Here is a 15,671-nt window from a genome sequence, read left to right on the forward strand (position 1 = left end):
TGGCACTATTTCTAATAGAAATAGCCATGTCAGGGCGATGGCGCAGGTAGGCAAGGGAGCCAGCATGACAATCACTACCCAGGAGATGCACACCGGTACGGCCGCGACCCCCAGCGCCATCCTCGACCGCATCTCGCTCGTTCTGGACGCCTTCAACGGTCGAGAGAGCCTCGGATTGTCCGAGATCGTCCTCCGCACCGGCCTGCCCCGGTCCTCCGCCCACCGAATGCTGGACCGACTCGTCCAGTTGCGCTGGTTGCGCCGCGAAGGCCGCAGCTACAGTCTCGGTATCCGGCTGGTCGAACTCGGCTCACTCGCCGTGCACCAAGACCGAATCCACGCCGCGTCCGCCGAACACCTCCACCACCTCTACCGAGCCACCGGCATGGTTGTGCACCTCGCCGTCCTCGACGGCAACGACGTCGTGTATCTCGACAAGCTCGGGGGCCGGCTCGCCGCGCATGTGCCGACGCGGGTGGGTGGCCGGCTGCCCGCCGCGCGCACAGCGCTCGGCAAGGCGCTACTGGCCTCCAACGGCGGCAGCGGCCCGGAGCATGCACGCATCCGCGAGCTCGGCTACGCCACCGATCGCACCGACGCCCTACACGGCTTCGGGTGTATCGCCGCGCCGATCGGCCCGATCGGCGAAGCGACGACCGCGGTGTCGATCTGCGGGCCGTTGACGAAGCTGACCTTCGACAGCCGAATGACCAGCCCCGTCCAACTCGCCGCCAACGCAATCTGGCGCAGCGTCTCCGCCGGGGTACGCGTCACTCCGACGCTTCAGCGCCGCAACATATTGCGGGCGCTACCCACCGCGCCGAGCGTCCTCGCCGAGGGGTGAACCGCCGCATGGTTGTCACGAGTCGTGGGAAGAACCCTCGCCGACCGTGCGCCATCTACCCGGCTGCCGCGGCACCGGCATATCGTTGTCGTCGCGCACCGCCGATTCGCGATACCGGGCGGCCACATCATCGATCTCGGCCAGCAGCTGCTCGGCCAGTTGTATTTCTGCCGCGAAGTACCGTTGCGACCAGCGCAGGCTCATCTGGGTGAAGGCCCAGCCGGGTTCCGGTTCGGAGTGGTCGGCGTGCACCTGCGCCTGCTGGGCCCGGTCTCGCAGGTTCTCGATATGCCTGCGCACGATCGTCTTCAACTGATCGGGGTCGTGCAGATGACCCATCCAGAGCCGAAGCATCACACCGTGTTTGAGCACCGGCATATCGACCTCGGCATCACGCGACCAGTTCCGCAACGCGCGCAGGCCGAGATCGGTGATCCCATAGAGTCGCCGGCCGCGCACCCCCTCATCGGCGACCACATGGGACTGCACCAACTCGAGTTCCTCGAGCTTTTCCAGCGCGCCGTAGACCTGACTCACCGACGGGCTCCAATAGAAGAACCCGATACTCCAATCCGCCCATTTCTTCAGATCGTTGCCGGTCAGCTCCTCACCGAAGGACAACATGCCCAGGACGGCCCAACTGGTCGCGGGCAGGGTGGGGTAGGAATCAGGGTCGGCGGCCATGATCGTGCAGCCTACAAGGCATCCCACGGTCAGAACTCCCGGCCACCGGGAGACACCGGCACCGGCCCAGACGGTAGCGCTTAGGTTCGGAACATGGACGACCGCACCATCTTCATCATCGATCGGATCGTGCTCACGCCCGGTAGCGCACGCGCCTTCATCGACGCCTATCTCAGCGGCTATGTACCGCGGGCACGCGAACGGGGGCTGACGCTCGATCGGATTCTGGTGAGCCCGCCGGCCTGGATCGACGGTGAGCAGAACACCGTCACCGCCACCTGGACAGTCCCGGGTCCGAGAGCCTGGTGGGCGGCGGCGGTCGATGCCCGCCACGACCCCGAACCGGCCCGGTGGTGGGAATCGATGGCGCCGATGATCGTCGAACGAACCCGGTCGATGGCGAGCCGCGCCGAGGATGTGGAAGGACTGTGCGATGTATAAGGTGACGTGTCTGCTACACCTCGCGGATCCCGCCGACACCATGACCACGGAGATGACCGTCAAACGCATCATCGCGGCCGCGGAAGGCGCGGGGGCGCAGCGACCGTTGGTCGCCCGGACGCTGCCGGGAGTGCGCAATGGCGGCGATCTTCTCGCGCATTTCCGGTTCGCCTCGAAATCCGAGTGGCTGCCGGTTCGCGAGGCGGTCCACGAAACCATGACATGCCCGGCCATCGACCATGTCGACTCCGCCGAGTATTCCGGTGGCCATGCCGGCGACGGCCGCACCGGCCGCCGCAGCGACGCGAGCCCGTCGACGGTCTACCGCACCCTGCTTCTGCGCGTGGACGACGCTGCCACACCGGCGGAAATCGCGCGGTTCGAACGCGCGACCCTGCAGATGCCGCGACACATACCGGCCATCCAGGCGTGGCAACTCAGCCGCGTCGAGCGAGCTACGGGCACCTCCCAGTGGACGCATGTCTGGGAGCAGGAATTCGCCGATGTCGACGGCTTGCTCGGCCCCTATATGAACCATCCCGTGCACTGGGCTCTGGTGGACCAGTGGTTCGATCCCGAGAACCCCGATCAAATCGTCAAAGACCGTATCTGCCACAGTTTCTGCGCGATCCCGGAGCCGGTGATAGAACCGGCTCCGGAATCCGCGTCGTCAGCGCAGCGCGATCCCGAGTCAGCGGCGGAGGAAGGCTAGGACGGTAGCCTCCCAGGCTTCCTTCTGCTCGATCATCACCCAGTGGCCGCAGTGGGGGAAGATGTGCACCTCACCGTTGCGGAGGGTGCGCATCGGGAGCAGCGCCATATCGACCGGGCTGACCCGATCGTCACGTCCCCAGGTGACGAGTGTGGGTACCGCGAGCCCGCCCAGTTTGGCCCAGTTCGGAGTGGTGTCCACACTGCGGGCGGCCGCGGCCATCCGCGCCAGCGCCGCACTGCTGTACATACGGCGCGAGTTCTCCAGCGTCGCCGGGTCGGTAGCCTGCTGCCAGCGTTCCTCGATCAGTTGCTCGGTCACCAGGGACTGGTCGAACACCATCGAGCGCAGCCACGCCACCAACGCTTCACGGGTGGGGTTGTCGACGAACTCGCTGAGCCGGATGATCCCCTCGCCCGGCTGCGGGCTGAACACCGGTGTACCGATACCACCGATCGTGACCAGCCGCTCGACCCGGTCGGGTGATGTGAGCGCGAAATCGGTGGCCACGAAACCACCCATCGAGTTGCCGATGATGCGGACCCGGTCGAGCCCGAGCCCGTCGAGGAATGCGGTGACCGCCTGCTGGGCGGACACCATCGGGTGCACCGCACCGAAATCGTCACTGACACCGAATCCGGGCAGTTCCAGTACCAGGGTCCGGTAGTGCTCGGCGAAGGTGGGGAAGTTGCCGCCGAAGTTCCGCCATCCGGTGACGCCGGGACCGGATCCGTGCAGCAGAAGCAGGGGCGGGCCGTCGCCGGCCTCGCGGTAACGCAGGACGCCGCGCTCGGTGGTCAGTTCACGCAATTCGGGAACAGTTCGGGTATCGACTGGGGTACTCATGGCTACCGAGCCTGCCACCGGCGTGGGGCTGTATCGGCGCATGCTCCCGGTGAGCGGCACAGCGAGTCGCGGCCGGCCACGACGTTCCCAGCACTACCGCCGCGACGGAGCGCAGGGCCACAGAATTTCACGACGGTGCAGGTCAGGACAGGTCAGTGCAGTCTGGGAATTGCTTCGCCGTGTGGCAGCTCGATCCGCGATTCGGGCAGTACACGCTCACGCACCGCGCGATCGATACTGCGATGCAGTACCTCGCATTCGCGTTCCCGGTCACCGATACCCAGGCTGCGGGCCGCGATCACCGGGCATTCCTGGGGATCGGAGGTCCATTGCACCGCGGTGTGGACGGGGCTGAACTTTTCCACCAGCACTCGGTTGCCACATCTCTCGCAGGCGAGCGGTCGCATGGTCATCGCTTCCACCCCTTTTCACTGGGTTCACCTGTCATAAGACCACTCCTCCTGCTCGGTATGCTCTCGGTGCGACCGTATCGGCTCCCCCCGGCAGGACCTGCGCCTCCCGATGACCGGAACAGCCGGTCATTCTCCAGCACTACCTTTCGAGATGAATATCAGGTCCTCCGGCTGCGGTTCCCGCATCATGGTCCAGTAGTCGACCAGGCGCCACGGACAGGGCACGACGGCCCGGCCGGAGCTGTTGCGGTAGTACCCGTTGGTCTCCGCGCCGGGATGTACCCATACGGTCTCGTCGAGTGCTTCGTCGACTCGCCGGTTGTACTCGTCCTGCGCCGACTGGGTTACGTCCATGGCGGCGTGTTCGTTCTCGAGCAGGTACTGCAGGCATTCGATGACGTAGTGGACCTGCTCCTCGCCGGTGATGTTGTGGCCGGCGCCGTGGTTCGGAGCCGAGTTGGGTCCGGCGGTGATGAACAGGTTCGGGAAACCCGATACCTGCACGCCCCGATAGGCCCGCGGGTCCTCGCCGCCCTTCCAGAGCTCGGCCAGGGTACGGCCGTCCCGGCCGGTGATCTCGATCGCGGTGGTGAACTGGAGCCGGAATCCGGTGGCGAGCACGATCACGTCCGCGGGGATGAACGTTCCTTCTGTCGTGACGACACCGTCCGGGGTGATCTCCCGGAAGGCGGCCCGGTGCAGATTCACATGTTCCCGGTTCAGCGCCGCGAAGAATCCGGGGTCCTTCACGATCCGCTTCGAATACGGCCGGAAGTCGGGGGTGAGTTTCTCGATCAGATCGGGGCGGTCCGGGAAGCTCTTCTGCAGATACTCCAGCGCCGTGTTCAGCACCATATCGTTGGCCGGCGAGGCCGATCGATGGGTAGCCGCCCACTCTTTGTCGATACGAGGCAGTACGTAGAGGTTGTCCGAGGCAAACCAGTACGTCCGCAGCCGGAACCAGCGGTCGTAGAACGGCAGGTTGGCCATCGCCCACTTCTCGCCGCCGGGCACCTCCCCGCCCACGGTTTTCTCCGGGACGAGCCAGTGCGGGCTGCGGACCACCACGTCCAGCGATTCGACCTCGTCCACGATATCGGCCACCACCTGCACCGCGGTGCAGCCGGTTCCCAGGACGACCACACGCTTGCCGCGCAGGTCGAGATCGGTATCCCATTCGGCAGTGTGGGTGATCGTGCCGGCGAACGTGTCCATACCCGGTACGTCGGGGATATTCGGGGCGTTGAGCATGCCGAGTGCGGTGACGACCGCACGTGCCCGATGGTGGCGCACAGCGCCGGTACGGTCCTCGGTCACCACCTCCCACCGGTTCTCCTCGTTCGACCAGGTGGCCGACCGCACGCGCGTGCCGAACCGGATATTCTCGCGCAACCGGTACTTCTCGACCACGGCGAGCAGATAGTTCTGGTATTCGACGCCGGTCGGGTAGTACTTCGACCAGTGCGGATTCAGTTCGAACGAGTACGAGTAGTAGTGGCTGGGTGTATCGACAGCCGCACCGGGATAGGTATTGCGATGCCAGGTCCCGCCGATATCGTCGCGTTCCTCGAAAATGGTGAACGGGAATCCGGCTTCGCCCAGTTTGATTCCGGCGTTGATTCCGACCATTCCGGCACCGATCACGATGACCTCGAAATCGGCGGGCGGCGCGGTGGTCACCGGCACATGGCGCCGGTCCTTCGCGAAGCCCGCCTGTTCCAGCAGCAGCGGAAGGAACTCGGTGTCCACTCGTTCCGAGGTGCACACGGTGGCCATCCGGCCGAACAGTTCCTCGTCGGGCACACCCAGCTTCGGTTCGAGCCCGGGAGTGAGGAGTTCGTGGGCGCGGGCACGGATATCGGCCACCACGTCTTCGGGATAGGTCCCGGGCGGAGTGGTCGGGCGGGTACCGGTGCGGTAATGGTTGCCGGGTTCGGTGATCGTCAACCGCGCACCGAATTCCTCGAGCAGACCGATATCACCGGTCGCGTGCACCATCGACATCAGCAACGGCGCCGGGTCGGCTATCGCTATTGCGTTGTGCAGCAGAGTTTCCGGATCCGTGGTGGCGTCGATACCGGCGTCGATGATGTCTGTCATGAGCTGCCTTCCGGAAACGGCACGCCCATCCGGGCGAGCATATCGCGTGGGTTCGAGGGCGGGTTCTGATCGATGAGCTGCCGGCCGCGCCGGGTCGCCGCCGCGGTGCACATCTCGTCGTCGGAGAAGACCCAGAAATCGCCGCGGGCGATCTGTTCGAGCATATGGGCGGCCGCGTCGAGCGGATCGAGCCCTTTCTCGACGTTGTCGCGTTGCATGGCCGCGAAAACGGCGTTCGCGGTCGGGTTGTCCGTGGGGGCCTCGCGCTGCGCGGCGAGGAATATCTCGCTGCGGATGGAATGCGGGACGACCGCGCTGACCTGGATCGGCGCGCCCACGATGGATAGATCCTGGTGCAGGCATTCGGTCATCGCCTGTACCGCGAATTTGCTGACGATATAGGGCGATTGCACCGCGACGGTATTGAGGCCACCGACCGAGGACAGGTTGGCGATACAGGCCGGTGTACCGGCGTCGATCATCCGCGGCACGAACGATTTCAGGCAGTAGAAAACGCCGTCCACATTGATCTGCATCACCCGTTGCCATCGCTGCGGATCGATATCCCACAGCAGGCCGGACGATTCGACACCGGCATTGTTGACCAAGAGCTCCACGCTGCCGTAGCGCTCGAAGACCGTCGCCGCCAGCGCCTCGACTTGCGCGAGGTCCGCGACATCGACGCCGAAACCTTCCGCGCGGCCGCCACTTTCGGCGATCTGCGCCGCGACCTCCGCAGCGCGTCCGGTATCGATATCGGCGACGACGACGAACATTCCGTACTCGCCGAGCCGCTGCGCCAGCCCCTTTCCGATCCCCGCCGCGGCACCGGTGACCACGGCGGTCCCCTGCCCGAACCGTTCCTTCGCGGTGGTGGCCATCAGATGCCCTCCGGCCTGATGTTCGGGTTCGCCCACGCCGGCGGCTCACGCCGCGGCAATTCGGTGCCTCCGTCGAGCGACATGACGGGAGTGTTCGTCGCATACGGATAGTGCAGACTGAAGGCAACCAGCCCGGTGCGCTCGGCCGCCGGCATCGTGCACATCTCCAGCACCGTCTGCACGAGGTATTCGACCGGTTCGGTGTCGTAGCCGGCCGGCAGTAGCGCCGCCGCGCCCGGTGTCATGATGGCCGTCGACGGACCGACCGCGTTGACCGCGATACCGTCGTCGAGGACTTCCGCGGCCAGCCCCTGGGTCAGCCGGTGCAGACCGGCTTTCGCGGAAGCGTAGACGACATCGCCGGAGGTCTTGTTGTACTCGCGGAACGGCCGGATGGGGTCGAGCCCGGTCGAGGACCCGATATTGACGATCCAGCCCGCACCACGCCGGCGCATATGCGGGATCGCGGCACGGCTGAGCACGAACGGGACTTTCAGATAGTGCTCGATCGTGCGATCGAAGGTCTCATCGCTCATCTCGGCGATCGAGCTGTAGTCGGCGAATCCCGCGTTGTTGACGAGAATGTCGATACCGCCGGCCGCCTCGACGACCTTGTCGATCAACCCGGCACGCTGCTCGGCGTTCTCGAGGTCGGCAGGGATCGCGATCGCCTTACCGCCGGCGCTTTCGATCGCCTGAACGGTCTCGTTGAGCGAACCGGACAGCAGATGGGTCTCGCCGTCCCGGACCGACGGTGTCGGTGCCGCGGCCGACCGGGCGGTGGCCACGACGGTCGCGCCTTCCGCCGCCAGCCGCTGCGCGATCGCGCGGCCTATTCCACGGCTGCTGCCGGTCACCAGGGCTGTCCGGCCCGCCAATCGCTGCGTCATGGTCCTCTCCGTACTCATCGGTTTCGCATCCGGTTCGGTAGCCGCCGTCCGGTGGCCGTCATCCGGCCACTCCGCTCGTATCGGTGGCCGGCGAGTTCTCGGACGCCACGAGGACATCCCGCATCAGTTGCCAGAGTTTCTCGCGGGCCGGGCCGGTGAGCGAGAGCGACGGGAAGGTCAGGAAACCGTGGAACAGACCGTCGAACCGGTGCGCGGTGACCGGAACCCCGGCCTCGGCGAGCCGCCGGGCGTAGTCGTCACCCGCCGAGCACGGCGGGTCGAGTTCGGCCGTCGCGACGATCGCCCGGGGCAATCCGGCCAGTGATTCGGCGCGGGTCGGGACGAGATACGGGCTGTCGGTTCCGTGCGGGGCGTACTGCTGCCAGTACCAGCGCATGGCCTTGGTGGTGTTGTAGTAGTTCTCGCCGTAGAGCCGGTAGGACTCGGTGGTGAAATCGTCGTCGATCACGGGGTAGAGCAGGACCTGCGCGGCGATCGCCGGGCCGCCGCGGTCGCGGGCGGCCAGGCTCACCGTCGCCGCCAGATTGCCGCCGGCGCTGTCCCCGGCCACCACCAGCCGGGCCGCGTCGCCGCCGAACTCCGCGGCGTGTTCGGCCGTCCAGCGCACCGCGGCGTACATATCCTCCAGTGCCGCCGGCCCGGGATGCTCGGGCGCCCGCCGGTAATCGACCGAGACGACCACGACATCGACCGCCGCCGCCATCGACCGGCAGAATTCGTCGTGACTGTCGAGATCGCAGAAGACGAAGCCACCGCCGTGGGCGAAGACCACCACCGGCCGCGGCTCGGTGCCGCCGTGCGGTACGTAGACGCGAACGGCCAGGTCACCGCCCGGTCCGCCGATCGTCCGGTCCTGCGCGATTCGCATCTGCGGCTCGCGGGTCAACGGTGCGCGACGCGCGGCGATGATCTCGCGTAGCTCCGCCGCCGTGTGCTGGGTGACATCCGGAAACGATTCCAGTGCCGAGAGCATCGCCTCGACATCCGGATGCAGGTCGGACCTTCGTTGTCCGCCCATCTCGACCACGTCCTCACATTTCGTCGTACGGGAAAGGCACCCTCGTGCCGCGGTATTCGATGCGGAAGCTCAGTTGCCGACGGTCCGGCCGTCGAGCGCGAAACCCTTGTATCCGGCTTCCGCCACCTCGGCGCAGAGGGCGTTGTAGTTTCCGAAGCCCCCGATATAGGGCATGAATACGCGTGGTTTACCGGGAATATTCGCGCCCATGTACCAGGAATTCGCGGACGGGAACAGGGTGCCCGCGGCTTTGGCGTTGCATTCGGCCACCCACTCGTCGGCCGCTTCCCGGGTCGCTTCGATCGTGGCGATCCCGTGCGCGTCCAGATGGTCCATACAGTCCGCAATCCAGTCGACGTGCTGCTCGGCCATCAGGACCATATTCGCGAGCACACTGGGGCTGCCGGGGCCGGAGAGGATGAACATATTCGGGAAACCGTCGACAGCCAGCCCGAGATAGGTCCGGGGTCCCGCCGACCATTCGGCCCGCAGTTCGCGGCCTCCCCGGCCGCGGATATCGATCCGTGCCAGCGAACCGGTCATCGCGTCGAAACCGGTCGCGAAGATCAGAATATCCAGCTCATAAGAGGCCGCGTCGGTGCGCACACCGGATTCGGTGATCTCGGTGATCGGGGTGCGCCGCAAGTTCACCAGCGTTACGTTGTCGCGGTTATAGGTCTGGAAATATCCGGTATCGGTGACAATGCGCTTGGTACCGATGGGATGGTCGGTAGGGATCAATTGATCGGCCGTCTCCGGATCCTCGACCATCTCCCGGATCTTGGCTTCGACGTATTCGCGCGCGGTGTCGTTGGCTGCCTTGCTGACCATCTGATCGGGGAAGGCCTTGGTGAACAGATAGCCGCCGCGCTGCCACCATTCGTCGTACACCCGGAGGCGCTCGGCCTCGTCGACCTCCAACGCGCCCTTGGGATGCGGGCTGTTCGGGGTACCGCCACCGCTGATCCGGGACAACCGGCGCCGCTCGGCATAATTGGCCTTCACCTCGGCCAGGAATTCGTCGGACAGCCGCCGGTTACCCGCGGGGATCGAGTAATTGGGGCTGCGCTGGAATACGACCACCTGATCGGCCTCTTCGGCGATGATCGGAATGGCCTGGATCCCGGAGGATCCGGTGCCGATGACGCCTACTCGCTTACCGGCGAATTCCACCGGCTCGTGCGGCCATTCACCGGTGTGGTAGGTCTCGCCGGCGAAGGTGTCGCGGCCGGGGATATCCGGTTTGTTGGTGGCCGACAGGACACCGGTCGCCATAATGCAGTAGCGGGCCGTCACGGTTTTCCCGGTATCGGTCGTAATGGTCCACCGGCCGGCCGGCTCGTCGTAGACAGCCGAGGTAACCCGGGTCAGGAAATCGTAGGCCGACCGCAGATCATGGCGAGCCGCCACGTGCTCGAGGTAGCGCAGGATCTCCTCCTGGGTGGCGAACCGTTCGGTCCAGGTCCATTCCTGCTGCAACTCTTCGTCGAACGAGTAAGAGTAGTCGATACTCTCGACATCGCACCGCGCCCCCGGATACCGATTGTGATACCAGGTGCCACCCACTCCCTCGGCGGATTCGAAGCCGTGCACGCGCATCCCGCGCTTGCGGAACTTGTACACCGCGTACAGGCCGGAGATCCCGGCACCCACAACGACGGCATCGAAATCGCTGTCCTGGGTTGTCACAACATTCACTTCCCTCGCTGAGGTACCTGTGTTCGAAGTCAAATTAAGGGCCCTGCGGCACGAGTCGAGCGCTCGTTCCCACCCAGCGGTCCACCAATTCGAGTCCTGCCGTTGCCGGGGCTAGAACCCGCCGGTCGCATTCCCCGCCTCGCCCCCAGGGCTGTGATGGCCGTGCAGCCACGTGCCGGGATTCGACGGCCGCAGCCTGGCGGCCCGCTGGTCGAATCCGTTCGGCTCGACAGTCGGGTACCGGGCACTGCGGCACTGCTTCCGTCTGCCACACTTTCGGGCCGGCTCGCCGAGACCCGGCAACCGGCTGTTTCCGGCGTGCACAACCGCACCTGTGGTGCGGCTGTGCACTGCTGCGACCACCACCGACTCCTGCGGCCGATGTGTCACCGCTGAACTTCAGGCTCGCGCCGGTTCCCCGTTGCCGGCTTCCGCGGCGCGCTGTGCTTCCTTCATCTCCCGGGCCCACATCCATTCGTGGCCCCAGTAGCTATCGGCGGTGATCTCCTCGGCCGTGTAATAGGTTTCGTCGACGGGCCGGCCCCCGGTGCCGTATTCGATATCCCAGCCGCCGGGCACCCGCACATAGAACGAGATCATCTTGTCGTTCGTATGCCGGCCGAGTGTCGAGGACACGGGGAAGTCGCGGGCCATCACCTGGTCGTAGGCGCGGCCCACCGCGTCGAGTTCGTCCACTTCCACCATCACGTGGATCAGCCCCGGATCGCGACCCTCCATGCTCGGCATGATCGCCAGGCTGTGATGACGCTGGTTCACACCCATGAACCGGATCCGCAGCGGGCCCGCTTCCGGCGGTGCCGGCATCCGGAAAGCGCCCCGCGACAGGAAGCCCAGCGTCTCGGTGTAGAAGGCGAACGATTCGTCGAAGTTGGTCGTCGGCATCACCACATGCCCCAGGCCCTGTTCGCCGGTGATGAACTTCTGGCCGTACTTGGTGATCACCGGGCTGTGCTCGAGCACCGGCCCGTAGAAGAACTCCAAGGGTGTCCCGCCTGGATCCTTCATGCAGATACCGGCCTCCACCTTGCGCCGGTCGGCCAGTTCCTGCGACATGGGCGTGTACGCGAACCCGGCCTCGTCCAAGATCGCGGTCAGCCGGCGCAGCGCGGGCGCGTCGCGGACCTCCCAGCCGACCGCGGTCACCCGGTCGACATCCCCTCGTTCGACGGTGATGCGCGAGGGTCGCTCGTCCATCCGGAAGTGCAGGGCGTCGGTTTCGTCGCCGAATCCAGGCGCGAAACCCAGCACCTCGAAACCGAGTTCGCGCCAGCGGTCCATATCCGTAGCCTGCACTCGTACATAGCCGAGTGCTTTGATTTCCGTCATCGTTGTCGGTCTTCCTTCCGGGCTGTCAGATCATCACGCGCAGCGGCCCCTGCGGGACCTCTACACCGAGCGAAGCCATGGCGGCCGCGTGATAGGTGGTGCTGGTGACGTGGATGGCGTGGTGTAGACCGGCGTGCGCGTCACGCCAGAACCGCTGCAACGGGTTGTCCATCCGCAGCGCGTTGCCACCGGCGCGGTCGAAGATCTCGTCGGCCGCACGGACCGCCCGCCAGGCGGCACGGGCCTGATCCCGGCGCACCGCGGCACGCATTTCGAAGTCGATCTCCTCGCCCCGGTCGACCAGATCGAAGATACGGTCGACATTGGCCAGCAACTGCTGGCGCGCGGCGTCGATCTCCGACGCCGCCTCCCCGAGTGCGTGCAGCACGTACGGATCGTCCTTGACGAGAGTTCCCGTCGCGCCCACCCGGTTGCGCTGATAATCGACACCCGCCGCGAGAACGCCTTCACAGATACCGATGGTCGCTGAGGTGATACCCAGCGGGAACATGGTGGACCAGGGCATTTTGTACAGGGTTTCGGTGACGCCGTATTCCTTGGCGGCCGTCCCGTCCATCACCTTCGCCGAATCCATCACCCGGTACTCGGGAATGAAGGCATCCTTGACGATGATGTCCTTGCTACCGGTTCCGCGCAGACCGACGACGTCCCAGGAATCCGCCACGATCTCGTAATCGGAGCGGGGCAGGATCACGTGCAGACCCTGCGGCGGCATCAGTGGTTTGCCGGCCGCGCCGCCCACCATCGCGCCCAGGAAGATCCAGTCGCAGTGGTCGGTGCCCGACGAGAACTGCCAGCGGCCGTTCATCACGTAGCCGCCGTCGGCCGGCACCGCGACCCCGCCGGGCATGTACGGTGAGGCCTGCCAGGTATCGCTGTCTTCCCCGAGAATCTCCTCCTGCACCTCGGGGTCGGCGAAGGCGAGCTGCCACGGATGCACCCCCACGATGCCACCGACCCAGCCGGCGGAACCGTAGATACTCGCGGTCTTCATGACGGTTTCGGCGAATTCGCGCGGATGCGCTTCGTAGCCGTTGTACTTCTTGCGCTGCAACAGCCGGATGATCCCGGCATCCTCGAGGCCTTTGGCCATATCGTCGGGCAGGCGGCCGAGGGTTTCCCCCTCCTCGGCGCCGGCCCGGATCTCGTCGGCGAGGGCGACGATCTTGTCGAGTACTTCGTAGGACATCGGGACTCCTGGTCCTGGTTACCGAAGGGGTTGAGGGGTGGTCAGGAGGTCGCGGACGCGGCCTGACGGTGCGCCGGAATAGCGCTGCGTCCGGCTGCCAGGTTCGCGTCGACCTCGGCCTGCCAGTTCTGCAGGGCTCGTTCGGTATCGATTTCGAACTCGAACCGGTTGACCATCTCCGGCTTGATGTCCTCGACATCGACGTAGAACTGTTCGTACCAGCGGCGCAGCTGGTACACCGGGCCGTCTTCCTCGCACAGCAGTGGGTTGTCGATCCGTGATTTGTTCTTCCAGATCTCGACGTCTTGTTCGAAGCCGATCGCGACGCCCTTCGCCACGGCGACGGCGACCTGCTCGGCCGCGGCATCGTCCATTCCGGTCGGCTTCTCCACCATTACGCCGTACTGCAGCCGGAACGAGGTCGGGGTGATCGGGTAATGGCAGTTGATCAGGTAGATATTCGGCTCACCGACACCGGCCCGGCCGCCGCTCCAGAGCTTGTCCACCATGTACGAAGGACCGAAATACGTAGCGTCCGACTGGCTTTCGGTGCTGTAGTTCGTACTGGTACTGACTCCGACCGCATCGGCACGCGGGCGGGACCGCATGATCTGGGTCGCGGTATGCCCCTCGAAGACGTTCCGGAAATAGGTCGGCATGCCGTAGTGGACGTAGAAGAAATGCGCCATATCGACGACGTTGTCCACGATCTCGCGGCAGTGCGAACCCTCGACGTCGATCGAATTCCACACCCAGTCCGTCCACCCGGGATCGCCGTAGGTGGGGATCGCCGGGATCGCCAGCTCGGCGGGCGGCTTACTCCCCTGTGGATCGTTCCAGACGAACAACTGCCCGCTGACCTCCATGGTCGGCCATGCCTTGGTGCGGGCAAGCGGGGGAACCCGTCGGGCATACGGGATGGCGGCGCATTTGCCGTCCCCGCGCCACCGCCAGTCGTGGAAGGGGCAGGCGATATCGTTGCCCTTCACGGTGCCGTGGGCGAGATTGCCACCCATATGCGGACAGAACGCGTTGAGAACATTGATTTTCCCGTCCTCGCCACGGAAGACGACGAGTTCGGTGCCGAACGCGGCGATCTGGTGGGGCCGGCCATCTGCGAAATCACGGGTCAGACCCAGGCAGTGCCAGCCCCGCGCGTAACGCGCGGGCGGCGCGCCGGTGTCGATGACACGGACCTCTTTGCCGGTGTCGGTCGTGGGACTCACGATACCTCCTGGTCAAATGATTGCGACCGCGGAACTCGTCGCAATGTGTCCACCTTCGCAGCCGAAAACCCGGTGTGACGCGGATCTCCTGCTGAGTGGGATCGTTTTCCGGCCAGGCCGGACACGCACGGCAGCGCGGACAAACCGCGCACAAAAAGAGGGGCTTTCCGGCAGTATTTCCGTGCTCACGCCAACGTGTGCCCGAACTCAGTACTCGATCGTGATCTCGTCGCTCACCGGCTCGGCCTGACAGGCCAGGATGTAGCCCTCGGCGAGATCGTCCGCGGTGAGGATCTCGTTGTGCGCCAGGTTCACCCGGCCTGCCTTCAGCGAGCAGACGCAGGCACTACAGGCGCCTTCCCGGCACGAATAAGGAGCTTCGAGACCGGCGTCGAGAAGCGCGTCGAGAAGTTTGCGGCCGGCTGTCCACGGCACCCGATGGTCGGCGCCGTAGAGGCAGACCTGCACCCGGCAGACGACCTCCCCGGCGTCCGCCGGATCAACACCCGCCGGGTCCGGCTCGTCGGCGAACGGGTCCCTGCGTAGTGAGAGAAAGCGCTCCGAATGGACACGAGCCGCCGGAAACCCCACCTCCGAACACACCTGGGCGGCGAGATCCATCAGGGGGCCCGGGCCGCAGAGGTACACAGCTCGCTCCGTGTGCGGCGCGAGGAGCGTGGACAACAGCCGACGGCTGGGGTAGCCCTGCACCGACTCGAGCACGTGCACGACGTGGAACCGGTCACCGAATCGCGATTCCAGCGTCCGCAACTCCTCGGCGAAGATCACCGCCGCCTCGTCCCGATTCGCGTAGACGAGCACGACATCGCCGGTGCCGCCGAACAGGATGGACTTCGCGATGGCGATCACCGGAGTGATCCCACTGCCACCCGCGATCAGCACCACCGGGTCGTCGAGCGAACCCGGCGTGAACGTACCCGCAGGCGGTAACACCTCGAGCTCGTCGCCCGCCGATACCGAATCGCAGAGCCAATTGGAGCCGTGCCCACCCGCGACCCGTTTGACCGTGAATTTCAGCGGGATATCGGTATGCGGCGAACTCGACAGTGAATAGCAGCGGCCGGATCCACTGCCGATATCCGGCACGCGGACGGTCAGGAACTGGCCGGGCCGGTAGTCGAAGGACCCCGCATCCCCGAGACCGGGCTCGACAACAAACGACCTGGCGTCCGCGGTCTCCTCGATCACCTCGACCACTCGGACGCGGCGTGCACGCGACTCCGTCGCGGCGGCACCGGTCTGCACCGTCGGGTCGGCACCGGTCTTCGTGGGCATCCGCTCTCCTGATCACTCGCATCCCGCCCGCGGCGTCATGGGCG

15 protein-coding genes are annotated in these 15,671 nt (G+C 65.7%); 3 read left to right on the plus strand and 12 right to left on the minus strand.

Translation table 11 applies throughout. The annotated features are described in order from the left end of the window. Positions 1-64: 64 nt before the first annotated feature. Complete coding sequence (locus ACYR7D_RS22005) at positions 65-844, plus strand: IclR family transcriptional regulator (RefSeq protein WP_459546422.1); 780 nt, start codon at positions 65-67, stop codon at positions 842-844. Between the two features lie 15 nt (positions 845-859). On the opposite strand, the gene ACYR7D_RS22010 is transcribed toward ACYR7D_RS22005, so the two are convergent. Beyond that, a complete protein-coding gene (locus tag ACYR7D_RS22010; RefSeq protein WP_459546423.1) occupies positions 860-1,528 on the minus strand; it encodes a PadR family transcriptional regulator in 669 nt (222 codons plus the stop codon). Positions 1,529-1,621: 93 nt separating this feature from the next. Between ACYR7D_RS22010 and ACYR7D_RS22015 the strand changes: the two genes are divergently transcribed. Together ACYR7D_RS22015 and ACYR7D_RS22020 are read left to right on the plus strand one after the other, a co-directional pair. Then, positions 1,622-1,969, plus strand: a complete 348-nt coding sequence (locus ACYR7D_RS22015; protein ID WP_459546424.1) for a hypothetical protein — start codon at positions 1,622-1,624, stop codon at positions 1,967-1,969. After that, positions 1,962-2,681 carry a Dabb family protein gene (locus ACYR7D_RS22020; RefSeq protein ID WP_459546425.1) on the plus strand — a complete coding sequence of 240 codons (720 nt, stop codon included), beginning with the start codon at positions 1,962-1,964 and terminating at the stop codon, positions 2,679-2,681. The genes ACYR7D_RS22015 and ACYR7D_RS22020 overlap by 8 nt, the downstream gene beginning before the upstream one ends. On the opposite strand, the gene ACYR7D_RS22025 is transcribed toward ACYR7D_RS22020, so the two are convergent. The 11 genes from ACYR7D_RS22025 to ACYR7D_RS22075 form a co-directional block, all read right to left on the minus strand. After that, positions 2,661-3,527 carry an alpha/beta fold hydrolase gene (locus tag ACYR7D_RS22025; RefSeq protein WP_459546426.1) on the minus strand — a complete coding sequence of 289 codons (867 nt, stop codon included), beginning with the start codon at positions 3,525-3,527 and terminating at the stop codon, positions 2,661-2,663. The two genes, ACYR7D_RS22020 and ACYR7D_RS22025, sit on opposite strands and share 21 nt — an antisense overlap. A gap of 152 nt (positions 3,528-3,679) precedes the next feature. Continuing rightward, positions 3,680-3,940, minus strand: coding sequence for a hypothetical protein (locus tag ACYR7D_RS22030; RefSeq protein WP_459546427.1), 261 nt, complete (start codon positions 3,938-3,940; stop codon positions 3,680-3,682). Positions 3,941-4,066: 126 nt separating this feature from the next. Continuing rightward, on the minus strand, positions 4,067-6,040 hold the full coding sequence (locus ACYR7D_RS22035; protein ID WP_459546428.1) for a flavin-containing monooxygenase: 1,974 nt from the start codon (positions 6,038-6,040) through the stop codon (positions 4,067-4,069). Next, a complete protein-coding gene (locus ACYR7D_RS22040; protein WP_459546429.1) occupies positions 6,037-6,921 on the minus strand; it encodes an SDR family NAD(P)-dependent oxidoreductase in 885 nt (294 codons plus the stop codon). Before ACYR7D_RS22040 ends, ACYR7D_RS22035 begins: the two co-directional genes overlap by 4 nt. After that, a complete protein-coding gene (locus ACYR7D_RS22045; RefSeq protein ID WP_459546430.1) occupies positions 6,921-7,811 on the minus strand; it encodes an SDR family NAD(P)-dependent oxidoreductase in 891 nt (296 codons plus the stop codon). Before ACYR7D_RS22045 ends, ACYR7D_RS22040 begins: the two co-directional genes overlap by 1 nt. 58 nt (positions 7,812-7,869) lie before the next feature. Then, complete coding sequence (locus tag ACYR7D_RS22050) at positions 7,870-8,850, minus strand: alpha/beta hydrolase (RefSeq protein WP_459550245.1); 981 nt, start codon at positions 8,848-8,850, stop codon at positions 7,870-7,872. A gap of 69 nt (positions 8,851-8,919) precedes the next feature. Then, positions 8,920-10,539, minus strand: a complete 1,620-nt coding sequence (locus tag ACYR7D_RS22055; protein WP_459546431.1) for a flavin-containing monooxygenase — start codon at positions 10,537-10,539, stop codon at positions 8,920-8,922. A gap of 408 nt (positions 10,540-10,947) precedes the next feature. Continuing rightward, positions 10,948-11,895, minus strand: a complete 948-nt coding sequence (locus tag ACYR7D_RS22060; RefSeq protein ID WP_459546432.1) for a VOC family protein — start codon at positions 11,893-11,895, stop codon at positions 10,948-10,950. 25 nt (positions 11,896-11,920) lie between these two features. After that, positions 11,921-13,105, minus strand: coding sequence for an acyl-CoA dehydrogenase family protein (locus tag ACYR7D_RS22065; protein WP_459546433.1), 1,185 nt, complete (start codon positions 13,103-13,105; stop codon positions 11,921-11,923). Positions 13,106-13,146: 41 nt separating this feature from the next. Further along, positions 13,147-14,331 (minus strand): Rieske 2Fe-2S domain-containing protein, encoded by a 1,185-nt coding sequence (locus tag ACYR7D_RS22070; protein ID WP_459546434.1) that lies wholly within the window; start codon positions 14,329-14,331, stop codon positions 13,147-13,149. A gap of 207 nt (positions 14,332-14,538) precedes the next feature. Beyond that, positions 14,539-15,627 (minus strand): 2Fe-2S iron-sulfur cluster-binding protein, encoded by a 1,089-nt coding sequence (locus ACYR7D_RS22075; RefSeq protein WP_459546435.1) that lies wholly within the window; start codon positions 15,625-15,627, stop codon positions 14,539-14,541. Positions 15,628-15,671: the final 44 nt, after the last annotated feature.

The organism is Nocardia sp. X0981, from assembly GCF_977089955.1.